Here is a 22,798-nt window from a genome sequence, read left to right on the forward strand (position 1 = left end):
TGAAATCGCTCTCACTGCTGCCGTTTACAACGTCGAACAAGCCATCAAACAGTGAAACCCGCTGCCCTCTGCGGATTCAATGAAGCCGAGAAAATAAGTCGAAGAGCACAGAAAACCTTGGACACTTTCTCGTGTTATTCTCCGAGCGCTTGGGAACCTCCGATACGCTCATTAGAGGGCTTGACACGGATGTTTCATACGTGACACATCTGGTTTCGGCCATTGTCGTCCTCTCGGTGATGAGAAAGACATCAAATTTTAAGCTAGTTAATTTATTTGATTGATATAAGGGGTCGAGTCGGTCTACCAGAGGTGCTGAAGCCTCGAATTGGTTCCATTGTGCCCTTGCCGTCACCTGTGTAGTATTCTCCTCCAGTGTCGGTTGTGAGCAAGCCTACTTTGCTGTTATCGTGCGTACAGTGTGTGCCAAATGACGGTGCTACTGGAGCCACACTTCGACTCTTGCTCAGTAACGCGGTGCGCCTTCGGTATCACGTCGGTGGAAAGTCGATGACACCAAGCTGTTGCAAAAGACTGAGGTTATCCGGCAAGAACCATCGTTCAGCGATCCCCCCATCCTCTATGCGGGCAAAAAACATCTGTTGAACCTCGATCTCTGCTCCGGTTGGTTCGATCCCCCCAAGCTCACCCGTGTGTGTCCCGCGACTCGTGATACGCACCGCGACCAGATCTCCTTCCGCAACGATATTCTCGACGGTCTGCGAGACATCGGGGAACGCGGTGAGAAAACTGCTATAGGACTCTCGAATCGCCAGTCGACCCCGGTGAGTTCCCATCGCATTGCGTTCGACAGCGTCTTCGGCGTACAGTTCGTCGAGCAGATCGAGGTTGCCCTCCGCAAAGATCTCTTCGGGAATGCGGCGGACAAGTTGCTTATTCGCCTCTACTTGAGCGGTGGGTGATGAGTCCGTCATTGATACTGTTCCTCGTCGGTGTCAGTACAGGTATCGGTCTGTGAATTCATTGCAACCACATCTGGTACTATGCGGGAGATGATCGTGTGCCTTCACAGGAACAAGTTTCTGCCTTTATGTAGTTCGGGAGCCGACTCTCCGCTGAGATGCCCAAAATTCAGGTGAAACTCGACGGGACAGCGGTGGACGGTTGGCTGGCAACGATTTCAAGCGAGTTCCCCGATGCCGAGTTCAGACTGATGGCGACCCAGCTACGGGACGACGGTGCGTTCGTTATTCTCGAAGTACTGACGCCCAAGGGAGATGAACTCGTTCGTCGGTTCGAGAACACACCCGAAGTAGACGCAGTTGATGTCTACCATACCGATGAGCGGATGGTGTTGCTCCAGTTTCAGACCTCAGCAACGAAGTCGTATGATCCACTCCGCAGGTCGAAGAACATCTCAATTTATCCGACGATTCTTCGGGACGGATGGTTCTCCGTCGAGCTAGCGGCCTCACACGAACAGCTATCGAAGTATACTGATGAGTTAGCAGCGGCTGGCATTCCGTATGAGATCGTGTCGCTTGTCCAATCTCATACGGCAAGTGAGCTACTCACGGATCGTCAATGGGAATTCATTACCGAGGCAATCGAACGGGGGTTCTACGAGACTCCGCGACGCTGTACGCTCGCCGAGTTGGGGGACGTTCTTGGTATTCACAAATCCGCGGTAAGTCGGTTGCGTCACCGAGCTGAGAGTCGGGTTATCAAGAATTTCGGCGCAGAAGCAGCACACTCGGAGACAAATAGCAACTAGGTATCTTCTCTTCCGTTACTGAACTCTCGGACTGTCTCGTTGAATTTCTCAGAATTCTCCCAGAACAGCATATGGCCAGCGTTGTCGAAGAACACAGTTTCAGCATTTGGTATTTGATCGCCGACGTACGCGCTCTCTTCCGGAGGCGTTGCTCGGCTATCTCTGCCGACGAACACCAGCGTCGGGATTTCAATCTCGGAAAGGAATGTCCGCCAATCAAGATTGAGAATATCCCTCATGAGTTCGATTTTCGCCGTCTTCGAGCAGTCCACCATCTCGTCCACAAACCCTGAGTCTCCGAGCGTTACTGAATCGTACCGACCGGCCATCCGGCTGAAGACGTCTTCTTCGGCGTATTCGATGTCTTTTGCGAGTGTGGTGAACGCTTCGACATCGAAGCACCGCTGTTGGTCCCAGTCTTGTGGGACGAGATTTTCTTTTGGGGATTGATCGACACAGACCAGTTTCGAAATGCGATCACTGCCGAATAGTTCCAGATGCGACCACAGTACGACTGCTCCCATTGACCATCCCACTGCGGTAACATCAGTGAGATCCAGGTAATCTAATAATTCTTTGAGATCCATCGCAAGTCGCGAGATGCGATAACCGTGTCCGGGTCTCTCCGATTCGCCGTGGCCCCGATGATCGAATGCGACTACTTGGTAGTCTTCAGCGAGGTCGGGGATGTTCTTTTCGAAGAATTGTAACGTGCTGGACCAGGCAGTGACGAATACGAGCGGTGGTCCCTCACCCTGTGTTTCGTAGTACAGTTCGACGCCATCGTTGGTTGTAAGGGTCGCCATCAATACAGACTTCGATCCGAACCAGCATGATTTCGCACAGAAACTCGGTGCTGTGTTTAAAAGTCCCGTGTTAACTCTTCGCTGGCGTCTCTCACAAACACCTGAGTCCAACTCACTGTAGTCTTCAATTTTTGGAAGACCACTCACCGTTAATCTTGACAGCGATTTCACCAATAGTGACTCGCGACGGTGAAACCGTCCTCAGAACGATCCGCGTTCTGATGAACCACACGAGAGCACTGCTCTCCTAGACACCGGCAGGCCAGAGTCGCTATCAGCGAGCCGATGGACTCACTTATAAGCGACTCTGTAAGAGCGTTCAACGTCTGATTCAGCGAGAACCGACGTTGCCTCATGGAGTGGACAACTGCCTCGCTTATCCTCTTGCGACTCTTAGAAATAGACGGTCTCTCAGGCGAACACAAATTCATAGGCAAGCGCCAGAAGTAGCATCGAAACAGCAGTTCCAACAACCGCCCAGACAGGACCCGCCTCGATATACTCAGCAGCGGTAACTCCAAGTACGAGGGAAATACTTCCAAACACCCATGCTACCCGTGATGGAAGGCGCTTCGTTGTAGTAGTGCTCATATCGTTGATTTCTCTACCTACGTACAACAGTTTTATGCACCAAATCCGCTCTGGCAAACTCTCGACGTAATGATTGAACGAGCGCAGTTCACTCGGACGTTTCCGAAAACGTAACGGTCAGCGGAGAGTTGGAGGAGGGGTCAACAGACCAGAATGTTGAACTGCTGCTTCTGTACACACGGTTGTAGAGTCCAGTATGCTGGTGGTCTCGAAGCTCACCTTCTCGACGGTGCTGCACATCTCGTGATGGATACCAGAGTACCCCGATAACGGGCACTGCGTGATACAGGCGGTGGCGAGCAACGTGGTCAGTCCCTCAAGTTCTCGATCGTTCTCCGTTCAGTTTGCGTGGCTTCCAACGGTTTTCGAGAAGTTAGCTCATCACCGCTCGATTGAACCGATAGTAGCCAATACCGAGTGGGATTACAATCCATGCGATAACGATCACCCAGGCGAACCACGTCTCGAGGAAAAACGGGACATCGCCCGCGAGTCGGTCGGCCGTAGAGACGGTTTCTACGCCGGCGATGTTGACGAGCGTCCCCGAGAGTATGCCAAGTGGTTCCCAGATCCCGAGGCGTTCGACCAGGACGTACCACGCCGGCAGATCCGTCGAACCAGGTAACTCGCGCTCAAGGAGCCAGTAAATTCCCATCGGAACCGTCCACCAGAGTAAATCAAAGATGAGATAGATTCCGAGTACGCCGCCGACGGCTTTCGCTCGTGTGTTGACGCTAGCGGAGACGGCGACTGCAACCGAGACGTACACTAGTCCGATGACGAGCGCGAACACCAGCAAGCCGATGTAGTCGGTCACGGCAAAGCCGTCGTAGAGGGCGAGGATTACGACCGCACCTACGAGAAAGCCGATCACTGTTGGTACCGCGACGACAGTGGCACGTCCGAGCACCTTACTGACGACGACGTCGCGTCGAGAGTTCGGCAGCCCGAGAAGAAATCGAATACTGCCGGATTCGCGCTCTCCAACGATCGCTCGATAACCGACAACCAATCCGATGATCGAGACCATCATTGTCATCCATGTAAACATGAAGCTCATCCCATCGTCGAATCCCGGAGTAGGCCCCTCGCCGGGAATATACAACAGTTGAGGAATCGCAGAAATGCCTGCGACGACTAAAATCATGAGGGCCGACAGAACCCAGAGTAACTTCGACCGAAGCGCGTCCGCAAAGTCCTTCCAGGCGACGTGTACCCAACCTCACGGCTGATCGCACGCATCTCTCTGGCTCCGTTCGGATCGAGACCGGACGAGAGTTCGTCCAGAATAAGGAGGTCTGGATTTCCGGCCAGCGCCATCGCCAGCGCGAGACGTTGCTTCATCCCGGTTGAAAAGCCGCCGGCGGTCCGGTCAGCTACGTCCGCGAGTTCAACACGCGCTAGAAGGTCATCCGGATCGTCGTTCGCGCCTTTCGTCTCGATAGCAAAGCGAACGTGCTTTCGGGCGGTCAGACGACCGTATACCCCGAAATCCTCTGGAAGGACGCCAATTGACTGGCGAACGGCCACCGATTCGTGCTCGAGATCGTAGCCGAGCACTGTTCCTGATCCCGACGACGGTGGGGGAAACCCGAGGAGCATATTGATTGTCGTCGACTTTCCAGCCCCATTCGGTCCGAGAAATCCATAGATCTCTCCTTTTTGGACCGTGAGATCCAGTGACTCAACGGCGTTCATATCGCCAAACCGCCGACTAAGCGAATTCGTTGTAATGGCATCCATACCACACCTATATTTTCAGATCGGTAAATGTCTTACCGGTGGGCGGGTGTCATAGAACAGTTACCATATCCTCTCTGTGCCTACCCGACAAACGGTCAGTACAGGGAACCAATGTAACGCAATGGATTGTGATCTACTGAGAAGGTTCCAAGGACACATACAGAATATCTGGGTGCGTCGGACACGGTGAAAACGTAATCGGCAAGCCGAATATTCCGTACGTTGTCCAGTGATCTCGTCCTACTTTGCCCTGTCCGGGAACCCCTTACTCAGACGGTTCGTTCACGCTGGTCGATTCGTCGACGCCGGCCTTCCGGCGCAGCCACTCAAGGCCGAGCGCCCCACCGAAAAGTCCGGTACCGGCCGTGAAGCCGGGCACGTTGTCGGTGTCACTGTTGGTCTCGGTGTCCGTCTCGTTTTCAGCGTCCCCATTTCCGGCGTTTCCGTTCCCGGCGTCGCCACCATCGTCATCGACAGACTCTCCGTCATCGCTACCGGATCCTCCATCGTCACTATCAGATCCGCCGTCGTCGCTACCGGATCCTCCGTCGTCATTGTCGTCCTTGCCGTCCTGCTGATCGTCTTCCTCGTCGGACCCTTCTTCCTCGTCGTTTCCGTCGTCCGTGTCGTCGTTCCCGTCACTGTCGTCGGGCTGATCGCTCGTGTCGGTTTCTTCGCGAAGCGCCACGAGCTCGCCATCGTGGTCGACGTAGATTGTCTCGCCGCTGATCGCACGGATCGATCCGACCGGCGTATCATCCTTCGAGAGCGCCCACTTCTCGGACCCGTCGTACTTGTTCAGGGCGACGAGGTCCTCATCGTAGTTCTGCTCCCCGGAATCGGGCGTGTCCTGAGTGAGATACGCGTACACAGTTTCTCCGCTGATGACGGGTTGCCCGTAGGTGTACGTAACGTCGAGATCCCAACTGTATTCGTCGCCGCGGATCGAACCGCCGGAGTACCCCTGGTTTGTGGCGCTGCCGACATGGATCTCCTCGCCGAACGCTATTTCGCTCATCCCGTCGCCTATGGCTATAAACTCTCCAGTTTGGGCATCGTACAACGGCCACCCCACCTCGGCACTGGCGTCGTAAGCGACCGCTGCCGACGTTGCGTAGATGGTATTGACATGGGGGCCAATGGAGGTTCCCTCCTGCCAGACTTCGGTACCTGTCTCGGGCTCGAGAGCGATCGGACCGGCACCCGTGACGCTGTATATCACGCCGTTTGCCGCGGCGGGCGGCGTCACGAACTCATACTCGTCCTCCTCGTTACCGAACGGCGCAGCGGTGATCGACTCCTTCTTCCACCGAACCGAGCCGTCGTCGGCTTCGAGTGCGTACAGGGTGCCGTCGGCGACGGCGTACACGCCGCCGTAGGCGACCGTCTGCCAGACGATCTCCTCCTCGGGATCGAACTCGGTTTCCCAGCGAACGCTCCCATCAGACCGGTCGAGCGCGACGACCTCGTTCCCGCTGAGATAGACGCTCTCACCGGCGACCGACGGCGTTCCCGCGTCGATATCCGTATTCTCCCAACGGACGGTGCCGTCCGTCACATCGAGGGCGACGACGCCATCGTCGGTCGGCGTGTAGACCGTCTCGTCGGCGACGGCGACGGACCCCGCGCCCGCGCCCTCGACGGACCACGCGGCCTCGAGTTCACCGCCGCTGAACTCGTGGCCGTCCGCGATGTATCTGGCGTGACCGGGGTCGCCTCGGTGTGACGGCCAGTCCTCGTTCGGTCCCGTCTCGCGATCCGGATCCGGAAGTTCGTCGACGTCAGCCTCAGAGGCTCCAGCCCCCACCGAAGCGAGTCCGGTCCCGACCGACAGCGCTGCTCCAGTCGCTAGCACAGAACGTCTTTTCCACATAACTACACGAGTACGCACAAATACCAGTCATAACACTATCGAGTGATTAACGTGACTTCTTTGCTATGCAACCGTTTGAAACAGTCGCAATTAGAGATCTGTCTGATAGTTAATGCGACTTGTTAGCTGTCCAAGCGTCCCGAGCGTTCCTTCGATTTGAACTCTCACACCGGTTTTCAGTACGATCTCCACCATCTGATTCCCACACGCGGGTAACGCATGACCGCTTCTCGCCGCGGATTATCTTGAGAGACTGCGGTACTGCTAGGGAACTCACATGCCACTAGATCTCTGGGTTTATCTCACCGAAAGTCCAAAGACAGCACGTGTTTGACGAAGAAGACGACCAAATAGATTCGAATAAGATGGCTCTGGGGATTGCGTTCGGACCGCTACTAGGAGCCGCTCTTGGACTCGCACTGGGTGATATCACGATAGGGATTCCATTTGGTATGGTTCTCGGTATCTTTCTCGGTGTGGTGTGGGGCCTAACGTAGTGAACTATCACGCGCGAACTTGAACAGTCGTTGTACTCGCAGGCCTACTCAGCGGCCGGTACACCATAAAAGAGAGTGAGATCAACACTGCAGGAAGACGTCTATGACACCCACGATGTCGGCTAGCCGGAACCAGTACGATCACAATAGCTACTCGGTTGTTGCCGTGAGTTATACCGTCAAACGAGTAGCAAACCCACGTGGACAGCGGATCATATTCCCGACATGGTGTCTGTCGACGAATTGACCAACAAGCGAGAAACGATGAGTTGGTCGATCGTCTCGCGCGCATTGCCAGGTGCCTCGTCTTGCCCGAGGTGGATCTTTCGAATGTGAGCACCAGCGATGAGATCGTTAATCAGCATCGCTATCTGTTGTGGGTTTACGTCATCGAAGATTCCCTCATCGATTCCGTCTTGAAGAATTTCGCTCAGGTGGGCGACGTACTCATCGGTGAGTTCGTTGAGAAGCCGCTGGTGCTCTGCGTTGTGGTGGGCCTGGGCCTGAATCTCGTAGACGACCGTGAAGACCTTCCAGAACTCGTCGTCGTCCATGTACGTACTCAGCAAAATATTGTCGAGTTCAGCGTTGAGCTTCGTCAATGGATCGGCGTCCATCGAACTCGCGATCTCCTCGTGTTCATCGCTAAGAAGGTACACCAGCAATTCGGTGATCAGTTCGTCTTTCCCGTCGAAATAATGGTGGATGAGTTGGCGGCTCTTGCTGAATTTAGCGTCAATGTCTCGCACACCGAGGTCGGCATACCCGGTCTCGTATACTGCTGAAATCGTCGCTTCGATGAGTTCTACGTACGTGTCCTCAGGAATTTCAGAAGAATTTTTGGACGCCATTATCTGGGGATAGGAAGGGTAGGTGACGAATCTTCTTGAATCATTCTGTGCTACCGGAAGGCGAGTTTTAGTGCACTCTCCGGAGAGATATCCGGTCGACGTGGTTTCTCATCCCAAGTTGTCGCCGTCTCGTGGTTCACCAGTGCCCTCGTGATGACCAGGGAGCTCTGGCACTCGTCGTGGTCGATTCGGTGTGATGGCATGAGCGAGTAGTTCGAAGTCGGTTTTGAGCGGATAGTCAAGGATCGGGCTCGGATCTCTGAGCGCCCAGTTGAGAGCGATCTCCGACACACGAGCGACCGGATTCCACGTGTCGTAGTAAGCGTCGTAGACCCGTTGTATCTCGTCGGCCTCCATGTAACTCAGTAGTTCGTACCCGGTCGCGCTGCGTTCGAGGAACAGTGTTTCCGTATACATGTTCTCCATGTCGATCATCTCAACACTCCACGTCTCAATTGGGCCGAGATTCAATTCGCCTGTTTTAAATCGATGTGTGAGGTCTGTGAACCAGTCTGCGAGACGTTCGGGGAGGCCGGCGGTGAACCACACGCTCACTAACGCTATATCCACCGTTCGCTCACCCCCAGCACCCGTGATATGCTGGGACACCACTCCGTCGGAGACATTCGTCCGGGGCCGAAGCGGATTCACCGCGTGGACGAGTAGTTTACGCTCAACCGTATCGTCAGTGTCGGCCAGCGCGTCGTGGGTGAGGGGGAACGCCTCTGAGACAGTCACCTCGGGATCATCCCAGTCAGCGATCGCAGACCGAGGCAGTTCGACGTACCAGACGAGTTCAGGAGTGGTCGGATCTCGGTTGAGGAAGAGCGACGCTGTCGTTGCGCCGTCGAGGCTGAGAAGCGCGCTTGGTTCGTCCTCGAACATCGCTTTTGAGACAGCCTCTCTGATCGCGTCGACGTGTTGTGGATCGATACGGCGACGAACGAGGAACGCCCACATGTGCCGCTCGTCGATGAACTCGTCCGTCGAGGAAATGTCGGAACGACGCAGAGACCGGTGCAACCAGGCGGCGGTACCGAACACGAGTCCGCCGAGAATCAACCCTCGGCGCGATCGAATTCGCATAGTATGACTTGATCGACAGTTGGGTTGGCTCCATTCCCGAAGCGTATCGGTGATTCAAGTAGTCTCGCTCCAATGGCGTAGCTAATGAAATCGATGTCTGTCGAGCTCCGGTACAGCGACGAGGCGCTTATCCCCCTCCACAGGGAACTCTGTGAGTCACCTGCTCTGGACCGGGAGATCATTCTGGGTGGCCAGTCTGTTGACGGCGTTGAAACCATCAGTTCGTTCGTCTACGGGAGCCCGGACGCCTACGAGTCCATACTGGCCGAGCAGGAATCGGTTCTCGAGTACGATCTCACGCCCGACGAGGACGGGTTCTTCGTCTACCTCCGGCAGGAGCTCGGTCCGCAGGGACTGTCGATGATGGATTCGCTCGCACAGGACACGGTCGTGATCGTCCCTCCGATCGAGTTTCGCTCCGATCAGACAATGCGAATGACCATCGTTGGTCATCCTGACGATCTCAGAGCCGTTTCGGATTCGATCTCCGAGGGAATTTCGATCGAGATCCTAAAAATCGGTGATGGCGTCATGACGTTTGAGACCTCGATATCCGAGCGCCAACAGGACGCCCTCCGAGTCGCGTGGGATGTTGGGTACTTCGACGTGCCCCGACGAAACGGAATCGAGACTGTCGCCGCTGAACTCGACTGTGCCGTCTCGACCGCCTCGGAACTCCTTCGCCGAGGAGAGGCACATACGATCAGTCGACTACTCGAAACAGACCTGTGAGTCGCTGAACTCGTCCTGAAGCTCTAGTACCAACTGAAACTGTTTACACACCAATCGCACAGCTGTCGTGCGAGTGGGTGGGCACTGACGTTCAGTGGCTACTATAAACCACGATCCGCGCGGATCTGTGAGCAGACGAAACGTATCGGATGGGCGGTGTTCCACCGAGGGATACAATAATCGGTACGGAATATGTGCCCGAGAAGTTTCCCGTGGGACGACACGCTTCTCTTTGTGACATCCTCCTCGCCGTAAACGACGAGGCTTCCCGTACCGCAGTTGGGATATTTGCCGGTCTACGATACGACCTGTTCTCTCGTGTTGAACGTCCCGCTCTCGCGGTCGAACAGGTGTACCGATGGCTGTGCCACACAGTCGTTACTCCTATCCTCGCCGTGAGGACTCGGAGTTATCTTCTGGCGCATGTTCTCCGCCCCGTTACAATCCGCGTTTCCGACCAACCCGCACGACGAGCAGACGTACAAGCCACGGTGCTTGCGGTTCGACTTCGTGTCGTCACCACACCGTGAGCAGGTCTTACTGGTGTCCCACTCGTTCTCCTTCAGCACCTCGACGCCACGGATCTCGCCTTTGTATTCGAGGTACTGGGAAATGCGGTCGAACGCCCACGAATGCAACTTCTTGTTGCCAGTTTTCCCCCAGTCTGAATCACGCACATCTTCAGGCCAACTCACCGCGAGTATTCCAACACCACGTTCGATACACTCGGTGATAATGGTGTCCGTGAGAACGTGGTAAAAGTGTGTTTCACGGTCTGCGCGTTTCCGACGCGCCCACATCGACTTCTCCGAGGGGCCGTTCTCACCCTCAGTATCGTACTCAGCTCGCGTGAAGTAGTGTTTATCCTGTTTGAGTGAGTTGCCGGGGTACAGGACGTATTCGTCGGGGAACGCGACCGTGGCGATGTTCGTGATGCCGAGGTCAATGCCTGCTACTCCGTCGCCTGCTGAGTCGGTGGTTTCGAGTTCGACTTTACAGACGAAGTGCAGTTCCCACTCGTCGCCGTTCCAGACAGCTCGAACGTTCTGCACCCTGTTGACCTCTGAAAGGTCAACGTCCGGACGGGTCTGGTACTCGCAAAGGAGAAAGTCCGCCCAGTTCTCTTTGAGGTTCGAGCCTTTCGAGAGGCGGACGCGGTTGTTCTCTGGGTCGTGTTTGAACCCGTCTGCTTTGAACGTGACTGTACTTTTGGGACGTGTATCGCCGTGTTTGCGATAGCCGGGCGGATTCGCCTCTGGGTCTTTCTGTCGCAGGTCGAACCATGACTGGAAAGCGTCAGAAAGTTCTTCAATGACTTTCTGACTGGATTGTGCGTTCAAGTCTTTCCAGCACTTGCGGTTCTTCATGTATGCTTTCAGCGGTCCTTCGTCCGGGATTTCGCCGGTTTCGTCCCAGATTCGGTCTGCTGTCCAGCGTGCGACGTTCCAGATTTCCGAGGCGGAGTCTCCGAGCGAATCGAGGCCGTCACACACCTGTTGATGGTTCTGAATAGAACCAATGTAGGTTCGTGTGACCTTAATCGCCAAACATAGCCTATATAGATAACCCTATTAAATACTGTGGATTGGCGTTGAATATCCGGCCTGCCATCGTCGGTGGTTGGCGTCAGGGTTGTCGGATTCACTTCTGCCGTTTACGGCGCAATTCTCTCCTCGCAGGAAGATAGCAGTATCTTCTTCTCTATGTCAATATATATTCGAACATATCTCTATCCAGAGATAGTATTACCAACTATTGTCACGGAGACGTAGGTATCAAGATATACTACTATTATAAACCGGTTTACTATACTCCTGCTTCGGATCAGATGATGTCACGGGATGCGGAGCGCCAGGCTGACTGGGTATCACGACGAAAATACCTGCTTGCATCTGCTAGCGTGGGAGCAGCTGGAGTGGCTGGATGTCTCGGTAGCGGGGACTCCGACTCTGAGTCTTCGGACACCCTGACCGCCGAGGGATCCTCGACGGTGTATCCCATATCAAACACCGGTAGTTCCTACTGGAACTCCAACTCGCCGCCGGACGACGGCGAGTACTGGGGGGCGAATGACGAGTCGTCGGTCCCCGGATGGGATCAGATCGAGACCGATAAGAACATTGCAGACTACTTCGCGGGTCTGTACGGCTTTGAGGAGACCGGCGAACGGTCGAACCCGCCATTCAGTACGCAGGTCGCATTGAGCCACTCTGGAACTGGCTGTGAGGCCGTCCGCGACGGCCTCGTCGACATCGGTAACTCCTCGGGACCGATCACCGAGGAGCTCGATATCAGCGAGGAGGAGCGCGACGAGAACTACGTCGATCACGTCGTCGGCCGCGACGGTCAGCCCGTTTTCGTCAGCCAGGAAGTGTACGATAGCGGCGTCGAGCAGCTCACTGGCGAAGAGATCCGTGGAATCTACCAGGGTGAAATCTCCAACTGGAGCGAGGTCGGCGGTCCCGATCAGGAAATCTATGTGGTCGGTCGCGCCGAAGGGTCGGGGACTGACACCACCTTCCGAATGAACATGCTCGGCGATGCCGATGCGGAGATGGATGTTGATACTCGCCGCGGACAGAACCAGCAGGTGCAGCAGGTCCTTCAGGACAACGACAACGCGATCGGCTACATGGCACTGGCGTTCTCAGGGTCGGGCATTCAGGCAATTGCCATCGATTTTAACGGGACTGTCTTCGAGCCCGATCCCGACGCAGAGAACACCATCTTCGACGCCGAGTATCCGCTGAACCGCGACCTGCACATGTACACTCGGATCACCGACGACACTCCCGACGGAACGGACATGCGCGAAGCCGCGTTCCTCAACATGTTCCTGACCGAATTCGGCCAGCAGGAGTTCGTCGAGAATGAAAATTACATCACACTTCCGACCTCCGATCTGGAAGCTGAGAAGGAGAAGCTCCCCGATCAGGAGTAGGCTAACCGACCGTTTTGGCACGATTTACGGCAAGATACACAAATACTATGATACTATGAGTTCACACACTGGTTTGGGGATTCAGGATTGGAGGAAACATGTTGAGCAGCGGCTTCAGCGGACTCGAGAGTTCGTCACCGAGACGGAGCCGGTTGCGCTCGCGATAGTCATCCTGTCGATCGGGTCGCTTCTGACCGCATTCGGGGGGTTTCTGTTGGCGTCATCGTGGACAGCCATTCCCTTCGCCACGTTTCTCGTTTCGACCGGCTACGGTTGGATCCGGCATCAGGCTCTCATCGCACGGACTGTCACGTTCGCCATGACGACCGTGACTATCGTCACATTGGGACTGATTGTCGTTTTCATCTTCTACGAGGCAATTCCGGCGTTCCAGTACGAGAGTGCGACCGTCTTCGGCGTCTCTGTGCCTGGACTGGGGATGTTCATCCAAACGCGATGGGACGCGGTCACTGATCCCGTTCGCTACTCGCTGCTGCCGATGATCCACGGAACCGTAATGGTGACGGCTATTGCGACCCTCGTGGCGGCCCCATTAGGAGTCGCAGCGGCGCTGTTCATCGCCGAAATCGCGCCGCCAACCGTTCGAGAACTCGTCAAACCCGGCATCGAGATACTCGCGGGCATTCCCTCGATCGTCTACGGTTTCATCGGCTTTACGGTAATCAACCCGTGGACGAGCACGGAGTTCGCACTCAACGGCGGGTCGACGTACCTGTTCGTCGGGTTAGTTGTCGGGTTGATGGCGCTACCGACGGTCGTCTCCGTCGCCGAAGACGCACTGACAAGCGTCCCCGACTCGATGAAGGATGGGGCGCTCGCTCTCGGCGCGACGGACTGGCAGTCGATGACATCAATCACGCTCCCGGCAGCGTTTTCGGGCGTCTCGGCAGCCGTCCTGCTCGGTGTCGGTCGAGCCATCGGCGAGACGATGGCCGCGACTGTAATGCTCGCAGGAACCCAGGCAATTCCTGACCCGGTGACCAACGTCTTCTACGGCTACGAGACGCTTACGTCGCTGATCGCTCGAGGCTACGGCTCTTCCACTGGCGTCCACGAAAGTGCTCTCTTCGCTGCAGGCATCGTCCTGTTCGTGACCGTATTGTGCCTCAGTATCGCTTCGCAGTACATCGAGGCGCGCATGCGTCGACGCCTTGGGGGGGCTGAGTGATGAGCCGTGCGACCGAAACCGCACTCGTTCGGGAAGGGCGCAGCAGCTATGAGGGTGCTGCCGCCACCGCAATCGGCCTTTCCGGAGTGGTGTTTGCTGTCGGATTGGGTACGCTTGTCGATGTCCTCAAAATTACCCCCCCCGCCGCAGGCGTCCAGTTATCGACAGCGATGGGAATCGCGCTGCTCTCGCTCGGGGTGGGAGTCATCGGCTTCGGTCTCGCCTCACGGCTGGGCTACGTTGATACCCGTCCTCAACCCAGTGCAGGCATCGTCGCCGCGGTCGCGTTCACGTGCGTCTGGTTCGCGATCGGTGCGCTCGTCGCTGGCGCGATCGGTCTCGGAACGGTCAGTTGGATGGCCGTCGGACTGGTCGCAGGGGCGGTCGCATTTGCTGTAACTGCGTTCCCCCGCGAAGATATTGGATCGACACTGCCAGCCGGGAGCGTGGCCGTCCTCGGCGGAGTGGCGCTCGCAACCGGCGTCATCGGCCCCGGTTGGGAGTGGGTGCTCGTCAGCTACAACGCGACACTGTTTGGTGACACCGCTGTCCCAGTCGTCGTGATGTTTGCATCGCTTCTAACCGGCTGGGCGGCCGCCAAAGCCTACGGAGGATTTGGTGCCCGCGGGCGCAACGTCGGTGCGTACGTTCTGATATATCTGATTGTTCTTTCGATCCTCTCAGTTCTGGTTGGGCTCGTTGCATTCGTCGTGGTCAAAGGGTTACCTGGCTTGTTCCATGGTTTCTCTATCGGTGGCGAACAAGTGATCAGCTGGCCGTTCCTGACTAACGGTGCGTCGTTGCTGGCCGACGTTGCAGGTGTGTTTCCCGCACTGGTCGGCACGGTCTGGTTGGTCATCGGCGCCGTCCTTTTCGCGGTCCCGACCGGTGTTGGCGCAGCGGTATTCCTCAGCGAGTACGCCGAACAGGGCCGGTTCACACAGGTCGTCGAAGTCGCAACAAACGGTCTCTGGAGCACGCCCAGCATCGTCTTCGGGCTCTTCGGCGCTGCCTTCCTCATTCCACGCTTTGGCAACAACAAGTCGCTGATCGCTGGCATGCTGACGCTCGGGTTCATGCTGCTACCGCTAGTGCTGATCACGAGCCGCGAGGCGATTCTGGCAGTCCCCGACGAGTACCGCGACGCCAGCGCTGCGCTGGGCGTCTCTAAGTGGAAAACAATCCGCAGTGTTGTCCTGCCCGCGGCGGTCCCGGGGATTACGACAGGCGTCATCTTGGGGGTCGGCCGCATCGCCGGGGAAACGGCACCCATCCTGCTGACGACCGGCGGGGGCGTCTTACCGGGTAAATCAGCCGCCCCCAGCGTCCTCGGCGGCTTCCAGGTGAGCGCCTCGCCGCCCTTCGTCACCAACCCCTCGCTACTCGAGGCAACCAGCGCGCTGCCCTACCAGTTGTATGCACTCATCACGGCGGGGCTCAGCGGAAACATCGAGGCCCCCCAACAGTTTGCGTGGGGGCTGGCACTGACACTGTTGCTCGTCGTGTTGGTGTTCTATGCGATCGGCATCGCAACGCGATACTACTTCAGAAAGAAACTCCACCAATGAGTCAAACAGACCCTGTCGACGCGACTGATGAGATGAACCGTACAGCCGGACAGACGATATCGACGACCGACGGCGAAACCGCCGAGGAAACACGTTCGGAATGGGTCGACTACGATACCGGCGGCAAAACGAAACTCGCAGTCAAGGATCTGGACGTCCACTACAGTGACGACCACGCCCTGAAGGATGTCTCAATGGATATCCCAGAACAGAGCGTGACAGCACTCATCGGACCGTCCGGTTGTGGCAAGTCGACGTTCCTGCGCTGTCTCAATCGGATGAACGACCGCATCCGCAGCGCCAGCATCAACGGGACGGTCGAACTCGACGGCGAGGACATCTACCAGGATGGGATCGACCTCGTCGAGTTACGCAAGCGCGTGGGTATGGTATTCCAGAGCCCTAATCCCTTCCCGAAATCGATTCGAGCAAACGTCTCCTACGGGCCGCGAAAACACGGTGATATCGAGACAGGATTACTCGCACGGCTGACCGGTCGCGCCGATCCCGAGAGCGAGGAGGAACTCGTCAAGCGCTCGCTCGAGCGAGCCGCGCTTTGGGAAGAGGTCAGCGACAGACTGGAAGACAACGCGCTGGGTCTGTCGGGCGGCCAGCAACAGCGGCTCTGTATCGCCCGGTGTCTAGCAGTCGATCCAGAAATCATCCTGATGGACGAGCCAGCCTCGGCGCTCGACCCGATCGCTACCTCGAAGATCGAGGATCTCATCGAAGACCTCGCGCAAGACTACACGGTCGTCGTCGTCACCCACAGCATGCAACAAGCCGCCCGAGTCTCCGATCAGACGGCGGTCTTCCTGACCGGTGGCGAACTCGTCGAGTACGACAATACCGAGAAGATTTTCGAGGATCCCGAAAGCCAGCGCGTTGAGGACTATATCAGCGGGAAGTTCGGGTGATACGCATGGCCCGCGAGGACTACCGTGAGTCGCTTACCGAGTTACGTGACGGCGTCGAATCGATGGCCAAGACGGTACTGACCCAGCTCCGGCAGGCGCTGGAATCGCTCGAAGACGGTAATGAGATGGTGGCCCGCAAGGTGATCGACAACGATGAGATCGTCAACGAACGGTACCTCGACCTTGAGGGCGACTGCATAAACTTACTAGCGCTCCAGCAACCCGTCGCCTCGGACTTGCGGTTCATCGCCGCCTCCTTCAAGATCCTCACCGACCTCGAACGGATCGGCGACCTGGCGACAAATCTCGCTCGCTATGCGCTGGCTGATACCTCAGGAGCGTTCTCCAAGGTCGATATCCACAGAATCGGCGATGAAGTTTGCAATCAAGTCCAGGCAGCTATCGATGCCTACGTCGCGGACGACACCGACGCCTGTCGGGCGATCGACACCCGCGACGACGAAATCGATGCGCTGTGTCAGCGCGCCAGCGAGGCGGTCGTACGCGAACTCATCGCCCGCGAGGCTAGCGCCTGGGGTATCGAACAATTACTGGACGATGTCTCGCGGGTACTGCTGACGATTCGTGACTTGGAGCGGATCGGCGACCATGCCGTCAACATCGCCGCGCGCACCCATTATATGGTTGAGAATGACCCAGAATTGATCTACTGATACTGATCTGATACTGATCTGATACTGATACTGATACTGATGATCCGACTCGTGTTGCCGAGGATATGACGACACCTATGGAAACGAGAAAACTACAGGAGGCCGGCGGCTATACCCATACTGTCTCGATTCCCAAGAAATGGGTGACTGACCACCGGCTGGAGCCGGGAATGGAACTGCAGCTGTACATCCATCTCGACGGATCGATCGTCATCCGTTCCTCGGTTGAAGATGTCGAACAACTGGCCGAGGCGACCGTCGAGGTTGACGGTGACGATCCTAAAAGGATCCGACAGGCAATCCAAATGGCCCACACGGGCGGCTTCGAGACCGTAACGCTGACACCGAGACAGTTGTTCACCGACGCTGGACGCCGGGGTGCGCGGTCGGCGGTGCGAAACTTAGTCGGAACGGACGTCCTTGCCGAGTCCGAGACAGAAATCACGGTCAAGCACCTTCTGGACCCCTCGAACGTCTCAATTCGCCACGTGCTTGTCCAAATCCAGTACGCCGCGCTGTTGTTACACGAGGACGCGACAGTGGCGTTTGTCAACACCGACGACGCTCGCACTCACGTCGATGAGCGCGCCGACAGGGTCGCCCGCTTTGCACAGTTGATCGCCCGACACTTCTCGCGGTCGCTAATTTCGCTCGATGAACTCGACCAACTGGACGTTTCACGGCCGGACCTATTTGACTACTACGCGACCGCCCACCGGCTCAGCGCCGTCGTCAACCGGGCGGTCCGGACTGCCCGCATCGCCGAAAAACTCCCTGAACCGCTCTCCAAAGAGATCGCCGGGGACGTACGCTCGGCTGCCGAGGACGCCAGAAACGCCGTTGATACTGCGGTGACCGCTGTTCTCGAGAACGAAGACGGTGTTAGTACGGCTCACGAGGCGATAAAGTACCGCGACGATGCCGTCACGGCGGTTGATACGCTTGAACAGACGCTATTTGATGGCTCGCGCGTGGAGTCCGTTCCCACGGCAGTCGCGCTGACCAGCGCACTTGACCACCTCCGCAGGACCGCCGATCACGGCCACGCTATCGCCAAGATCGCCGTTCGGGCCGCGATCCGTGCTGAGAATATTGATAGCCGGACTTGACGCGCTAACAGCTACCCCAGACTTCCAGTCACTGTCAGTCGGTTGCTCCTTCTGTCATCGGTTTTCCGTCTCACTGCCGCCGGCAATAGCGTCGCTACTCGACGCTTGGCCGGTGCTCCTTGATGACGGCCTCGACTTCATCCCACGCAACTGGTGGCTCCAGCTCCCCCAGCGCATTGTCGATATCTTCCACCCGGTCACCAAAGCGCTCGTACCACGTAGACTCGGCACAGTTGGCGAATCGCTCGCCCAGAGCATCGTGACGCGCCTCCAGGTCGCTGAGTCGCTGATCGACGCCCGCCGGTCGATCGGCTCCCTCACGATCAGCCCACTTTCGGAGCGTAGCCAGCTCATATTGTATGTCATCGATCATTAGTGCAGTAACGCGGTGTTGGATCGTCCCCTGTACCCACACAACCGCAGCGTCGTCCTCGAGTTCAGTATCGTCGGCCGCCAGATCGGTGGCGACGCCGTCGAGTTCGTCTAGCGACTGCTCGAATGCATCGATATCGTCAACGAGTTCTTCGACTCGGTGGTCGGGGTCTTCGAGCCACTCTTCGAAGTTCCCTAGTTCGAGCTGAAGGTTGTCGGCGGCGCGCTGGATTTCGTTGGCCGTAGCTGTAACCCGCCGGATTTCCCGGGCGAGGTCGTAGAGATCGCCATCGTTCTTGTGATCGATGATTCTCTGAATGCGATCTCCGAGATCGGTTGTCCGATCCTCGATAATCTCTAGACGCGTCTCAAAGGGGTTGAGACGGTTCGTGACGAGATCTAAATCCGAAACGGGTCCGGCGATGTCGCGGACATCTTCCAGCGAGGTGGCCGCCAGTTCTGCGCGCGTCTCTGCGGTCGTTACTACTTTCGAAGCGTTCGCCAGTGCACCGTCGACGGCCGTCCGGCGGATGACACCGTCCTCGGCGACGATAGCGAGCGTCTCACGTACCGTGTCTGACTCCGCCGACTCGTCGACGACAGCGATCGCCGCCTCCAGCGATAGTCCGTCGAGGTCCGCACGTGCCTCACGGATCTCGCATCTGTCCATGTTCGATCGTTACGACCGGTAATCCGTTAGTCGTTCGGTTCGTGTGTTTCATCATCGACTGAACATTGGTCTTGCTCCCCGGATAACTGGTCTGTGCCTTCGATACGAGACAGCCAGCAGTTGATGGTCGTTTCGTCTTCCGGTGCGAGCGGTTCTGTGTGCTCTCGCAGATATCCGATCCTGTCGTCGGTTATCGACACTAGCCTCATCCGTCACAGGCCCTTCAGGTTCTCTTTGATCCTCACAATACTGCGTTTGTGCGGCGCATGTTCAGGATCAGTCGTCCCTCTGCAGAAGTGCAAAAGAGGACATAACCCCCGAGAAAGACAGGGGTCGACCTCCGACGAGCGACTGCGCTATTCCGGTGACTTAGTCCCCGCTGTTGCAGCGGGCAGGCCCGAGCCGAGCATACGCGTCTACGGTGGCGCGGAGTTCAGTGAGCGAGTCGTTGAGCGTCAGTGGACCGGGGAGTTGTTCGTCGATCTCTCTGAGGTCACGTTCGGCGTTACGGAGTACTTCGTGAAGGCCATCAGTGGGTACCCGTCCGTCATCGACGGCGTCGCGTTCCGGCTGAGATCCCTGATCACCGTCCGCCGAGTCGTTCGTTTCGAACGTCACTGCTGTCCGAGCAGAATCGGTACTGACAGTGTCATTGCGACTCTTCTCGGTCCCACCTGCCGTGTTCGTGCTGTACTCGGAACCGGTACCGTCAGTCATACTGAGCGACACCTCAGAGACCCTTCAATACCGCAGGAGAGTCGTGTTACTGCTTGAATAGTGCGATGCATCAGTCGTGCGGGATGTTTATATCCCGTGAGAATGTACGCAAACATGCTTGCAAACCCCGGACGGGTTTGGAAGCCACGTCTCGGGTGTTAGGCCACCCGGGACACTTTCGTGTTCATTTAATGGCTTCCGTTCTAATTGTTGAACGGTAGCGGCTTATATCTACCGCTGACCGGTAAGAAGGCGGGTGTTTTCATCACCATCTACCTGTGTTAAATCACCAGACAGCATCAATCATAGTCAATAAATAGAGTGGGTATTCCGTGAAATAAAATCAAATGAAACTATTCCCCTCGAAGTGTTCGAACCGTGGTCGAGCATGTAGCGATGAGTGGTGCTTTTCAATTGTTCTTGAGAAGCGTCTTGTCAGTCTGTGCGGGATTTCATTCCTTCATACGCAACCCCAGCAGCGGCTCCGAGTACGAGACCTGCACCGGTTGAGCCTGCTGCTGGACCTACGACCATCCCCATTCCGGCCCCAATCGCTATCCACTCCCCGTGGGCATCAGCGGATTGTTTGTCCGCTGTGGCTTCTGTCATACGAGTTCTACGCTGAACGGTGCGATATGTCTTTCTCTCATTGCGGGGCGAAATAGAGCAACAGAACAGAGGTTAGAAGGACAGAACGGGCGGTTATTTGGTGCCGACGAGAGGCTCTATCTCGTATCGCAACTGCATCATGCATACGAAGCATTCAGTAAATTATTTGCCACACCGCAATGCGTGACCACTTGCATTCCGTCTTTCGATCTAAGTGGGCTCACAGGCGACGACCGAGGCGATTTTGGTATTCTTGTCCAGATATCCAGATATGCTCTAGTGGCCATTGAAATCCTGTTCATCAGACGCAATTTTGTCCGAAACAGCCGTTGCAGAGATTCGAACCGAACACCCCGATAGACCAAAAAACAAATACATGCTAGTAATCTACTATTTGGTATGGTCGCTGAAACCATTCTTCTGCTTGTGATGGTGTTTGTAACCGCTGTCCTTGCAGCATACATCGGATGCCGGATAGCACTCAACGACTTCCATGATGCGAAATTGAGGGCGAAGTAGAAGAAAGAGACAGTATATAGATACCTATACGCATCGCTTGGATGCTAACCCTATCACCGATTGAAAATTCCAATAGAACCGCTCTAGTAGTACTTCGAGTGCGGAAGGACACTGGTTCTTCCACCGGAACTGCACTGGAAGCGGAGGAAACTATAAGCCATTATTATGATAATCATTATCTAGGGTATGACCTTCTACGATCGAGAAGCAGAACTCGATGTCCTTGAAATGGAAGAATGCGGCTGCGGTGTAGGGCTTGTTGGCGGTCTCGATCTGGGTCTCCACCGAGGCTGGGAGTGCGATCTGTGGTGTGTCGGTGTCAATACTGGCTGCGAACCAGGACCTCCTGCAAGTCTCGGTTCACATCGACGGTCTCGTCTCTGCTAGTCCGTGTGTGATGGGCGTATACCTCGTCCACGTCGACATCGGCCCCTTCTATTTCGGCGGTCTCGACGGCCTCGAGGCGGACGAGGGATGTGTAGAGGACCGGCGAGAAGTCGATGGTTGGGCTGATCCCGTCGATCTGGCCGAGCTGAAAGGATGCGTCGGCGATACGTTCGGTGAGTTCGTCGTCGACATCGATCCCTGTCGAGAGGGGAGCTTGTCCGGAATGTAGTATGGAAATGGATGAGACTCGCGATAGTGGCCGGGAGCCTCTTCCGGAAGTTCTCGAGTCCACATTTGACTATACCACGAACCCCGGGCTGTTCATCATATCGCTCTTAAACCGATTTGATATCTCTCGCCTGAGGTAGCCCTACTCAAAATACGAGACGAGGATTTTGGAAAACGGGTTCTCTTGTGACAGGGTTGACTGCAGATTACCGCAGACCGCCCCCATCTACGTGGGCTAACTGCGGGTCTGACGCACTCATATATCCGAGTCCGGCCGATTGATTGGACTCGCATGACGATGAATTTCGATCAGGCCACACAGGCCCTGACTGACAGCGACGTGTAGATGGATATCGGCATGGTCGCGGGTGGCTACCTCGCCCCGTACCTCGTCGACACGGCGACCGGTACGATGCTCCCGTCCGAAATCTTCGGTATCGGCGGAATGGCGCTTGGTAAGCCGGACATCAACAAGCACGCGTTCACTCTCGGCTCCCGATAACTCGAGGCACAGATAACGTAGCCAGAGTCGGTGAACACGGAGGGATGCCATTGCCGGTTTGGGGCCGCCTCGCGTGCGTCCCGACGAGGGATGTCGAACTTGCGCATCCACTTCGGGACCGTCTGTTGTGTACACCCCAGCTTGTCCGCGATTTTGACCGTACTCAACTCAAGTTTCCAGTAGAGTTCGTACAGTAGGGGTTCGTCTCGCCACGGATGGTCTGACTCGGTCATAGCTCGGTGACGGGAGNCGTACTCAACTCAAGTTTCCAGTAGAGTTCGTACAGTAGGGGTTCGTCTCGCCACGGATGGTCTGACTCGGTCATAGCTCGGTGACGGGAGTGAGTTCCCGCACCCCTCTCGGGGGTTCAAAAAATAGGACGGAGCTGCGTTCGGCAACGTGTTTGGCAGTTGCAACGTACTGTCCAGGTATATCGGGATGCTGTACTGGACAAGCTCGAGAAGATGATGGAGAACCAGTTA

Annotated in this window: 21 protein-coding genes and 1 pseudogene; 10 read left to right on the top strand and 12 right to left on the bottom strand. The window is 56.4% G+C overall.

Features of this window, described 5'->3' with window-relative positions; genetic code table 11:
* Positions 1-491 precede the first annotated feature (491 nt).
* The gene (locus C484_RS09560; protein ID WP_006825730.1) at positions 492-935 is read right to left on the bottom strand and encodes an ester cyclase; all 444 of its coding nucleotides are present in this window, start codon (positions 933-935) and stop codon (positions 492-494) included.
* Positions 936-1,081: 146 nt separating this feature from the next.
* Here C484_RS09560 and C484_RS09565 point away from each other — a divergent pair, with 146 nt between their 5' ends.
* Positions 1,082-1,735 (top strand): helix-turn-helix domain-containing protein, encoded by a 654-nt coding sequence (locus C484_RS09565; RefSeq protein WP_006825731.1) that lies wholly within the window; start codon positions 1,082-1,084, stop codon positions 1,733-1,735.
* Here C484_RS09565 and C484_RS09570 read toward each other — a convergent pair.
* The 5 genes and pseudogenes from C484_RS09570 to C484_RS09585 all read right to left on the bottom strand — a co-directional run bounded on the left by C484_RS09570 (position 1,732) and on the right by C484_RS09585 (position 6,748).
* Complete coding sequence (locus C484_RS09570) at positions 1,732-2,541, bottom strand: alpha/beta fold hydrolase (RefSeq protein ID WP_006825732.1); 810 nt, start codon at positions 2,539-2,541, stop codon at positions 1,732-1,734. The two genes, C484_RS09565 and C484_RS09570, sit on opposite strands and share 4 nt — an antisense overlap.
* 411 nt (positions 2,542-2,952) lie before the next feature.
* The gene (locus C484_RS22940) at positions 2,953-3,132 is read right to left on the bottom strand and encodes a hypothetical protein (protein WP_152422683.1); all 180 of its coding nucleotides are present in this window, start codon (positions 3,130-3,132) and stop codon (positions 2,953-2,955) included.
* Between the two features lie 373 nt (positions 3,133-3,505).
* Positions 3,506-4,291 carry an ABC transporter permease subunit gene (locus C484_RS09575; protein ID WP_239640963.1) on the bottom strand — a complete coding sequence of 262 codons (786 nt, stop codon included), beginning with the start codon at positions 4,289-4,291 and terminating at the stop codon, positions 3,506-3,508.
* 62 nt (positions 4,292-4,353) lie between these two features.
* Positions 4,354-4,875 (bottom strand): annotated as a pseudogene (locus C484_RS09580) (ABC transporter ATP-binding protein); the annotation flags it as partial.
* A gap of 265 nt (positions 4,876-5,140) precedes the next feature.
* Positions 5,141-6,748: an outer membrane protein assembly factor BamB family protein gene (locus tag C484_RS09585; RefSeq protein ID WP_049915257.1), complete on the bottom strand. Its 1,608-nt coding sequence runs from the start codon at positions 6,746-6,748 to the stop codon at positions 5,141-5,143.
* Positions 6,749-7,074: 326 nt separating this feature from the next.
* Here C484_RS09585 and C484_RS23635 point away from each other — a divergent pair, with 326 nt between their 5' ends.
* A complete protein-coding gene (locus C484_RS23635) occupies positions 7,075-7,245 on the top strand; it encodes a hypothetical protein (RefSeq protein ID WP_006666894.1) in 171 nt (56 codons plus the stop codon).
* Positions 7,246-7,457: 212 nt separating this feature from the next.
* On the opposite strand, the gene C484_RS09590 is transcribed toward C484_RS23635, so the two are convergent.
* Positions 7,458-8,096 (bottom strand): TetR/AcrR family transcriptional regulator, encoded by a 639-nt coding sequence (locus C484_RS09590; protein WP_006825736.1) that lies wholly within the window; start codon positions 8,094-8,096, stop codon positions 7,458-7,460.
* Positions 8,097-8,204: 108 nt separating this feature from the next.
* Positions 8,205-9,182 (bottom strand): hypothetical protein, encoded by a 978-nt coding sequence (locus C484_RS09595; protein ID WP_006825737.1) that lies wholly within the window; start codon positions 9,180-9,182, stop codon positions 8,205-8,207.
* Between the two features lie 84 nt (positions 9,183-9,266).
* On the opposite strand from C484_RS09595, the gene C484_RS09600 reads away from it, so the two are divergent.
* Positions 9,267-9,914: a helix-turn-helix domain-containing protein gene (locus C484_RS09600; protein ID WP_006825738.1), complete on the top strand. Its 648-nt coding sequence runs from the start codon at positions 9,267-9,269 to the stop codon at positions 9,912-9,914.
* Positions 9,915-10,210: 296 nt separating this feature from the next.
* Here the strand turns inward: C484_RS09600 and C484_RS09605 are convergent, their stop codons facing one another.
* Entirely contained in the window at positions 10,211-11,461 is a 1,251-nt protein-coding gene (locus C484_RS09605; RefSeq protein ID WP_049915259.1) for an RNA-guided endonuclease InsQ/TnpB family protein, read from the bottom strand.
* Between the two features lie 284 nt (positions 11,462-11,745).
* On the opposite strand from C484_RS09605, the gene C484_RS09610 reads away from it, so the two are divergent.
* The 6 genes from C484_RS09610 (at position 11,746) to C484_RS09635 (ending at position 18,312) form a co-directional block, all read left to right on the top strand.
* Entirely contained in the window at positions 11,746-12,855 is a 1,110-nt protein-coding gene (locus C484_RS09610) for a substrate-binding domain-containing protein (protein WP_049915271.1), read from the top strand.
* A gap of 55 nt (positions 12,856-12,910) precedes the next feature.
* The gene (gene pstC, locus C484_RS09615; RefSeq protein ID WP_049915261.1) at positions 12,911-14,044 is read left to right on the top strand and encodes a phosphate ABC transporter permease subunit PstC; all 1,134 of its coding nucleotides are present in this window, start codon (positions 12,911-12,913) and stop codon (positions 14,042-14,044) included.
* Positions 14,044-15,612, top strand: a complete 1,569-nt coding sequence (pstA, locus tag C484_RS09620; RefSeq protein ID WP_006825742.1) for a phosphate ABC transporter permease PstA — start codon at positions 14,044-14,046, stop codon at positions 15,610-15,612. Before pstC ends, pstA begins: the two co-directional genes overlap by 1 nt.
* Before the next feature lie 32 nt (positions 15,613-15,644).
* Positions 15,645-16,529: a phosphate ABC transporter ATP-binding protein PstB gene (gene pstB / locus C484_RS09625; protein WP_006825743.1), complete on the top strand. Its 885-nt coding sequence runs from the start codon at positions 15,645-15,647 to the stop codon at positions 16,527-16,529.
* A 5-nt stretch (positions 16,530-16,534) separates the two neighbouring features.
* Positions 16,535-17,203 carry a phosphate signaling complex protein PhoU gene (gene phoU, locus C484_RS09630; protein ID WP_006825744.1) on the top strand — a complete coding sequence of 223 codons (669 nt, stop codon included), beginning with the start codon at positions 16,535-16,537 and terminating at the stop codon, positions 17,201-17,203.
* 65 nt (positions 17,204-17,268) lie between these two features.
* Entirely contained in the window at positions 17,269-18,312 is a 1,044-nt protein-coding gene (locus C484_RS09635; RefSeq protein ID WP_239640956.1) for an AbrB/MazE/SpoVT family DNA-binding domain-containing protein, read from the top strand.
* A gap of 94 nt (positions 18,313-18,406) precedes the next feature.
* On the opposite strand, the gene C484_RS09640 is transcribed toward C484_RS09635, so the two are convergent.
* The 3 genes from C484_RS09640 to C484_RS22270 all read right to left on the bottom strand — a co-directional run bounded on the left by C484_RS09640 (position 18,407) and on the right by C484_RS22270 (position 21,878).
* Entirely contained in the window at positions 18,407-19,354 is a 948-nt protein-coding gene (locus C484_RS09640; RefSeq protein ID WP_006825746.1) for a hypothetical protein, read from the bottom strand.
* A 369-nt stretch (positions 19,355-19,723) separates the two neighbouring features.
* Positions 19,724-20,071 carry a hypothetical protein gene (locus C484_RS09645; RefSeq protein ID WP_006825748.1) on the bottom strand — a complete coding sequence of 116 codons (348 nt, stop codon included), beginning with the start codon at positions 20,069-20,071 and terminating at the stop codon, positions 19,724-19,726.
* Positions 20,072-21,518: 1,447 nt separating this feature from the next.
* Positions 21,519-21,878 carry a Fic/DOC family N-terminal domain-containing protein gene (locus C484_RS22270; RefSeq protein ID WP_239640957.1) on the bottom strand — a complete coding sequence of 120 codons (360 nt, stop codon included), beginning with the start codon at positions 21,876-21,878 and terminating at the stop codon, positions 21,519-21,521.
* A 282-nt stretch (positions 21,879-22,160) separates the two neighbouring features.
* On the opposite strand from C484_RS22270, the gene C484_RS09655 reads away from it, so the two are divergent.
* Positions 22,161-22,316, top strand: a complete 156-nt coding sequence (locus C484_RS09655) for a hypothetical protein (protein WP_006825750.1) — start codon at positions 22,161-22,163, stop codon at positions 22,314-22,316.
* The last annotated feature ends 482 nt before the right edge of the window (positions 22,317-22,798 follow it).

The organism is Natrialba taiwanensis DSM 12281, from assembly GCF_000337595.1.
GTDB classification, from domain to species: Archaea; Halobacteriota; Halobacteria; order Halobacteriales; family Natrialbaceae; genus Natrialba; species Natrialba taiwanensis.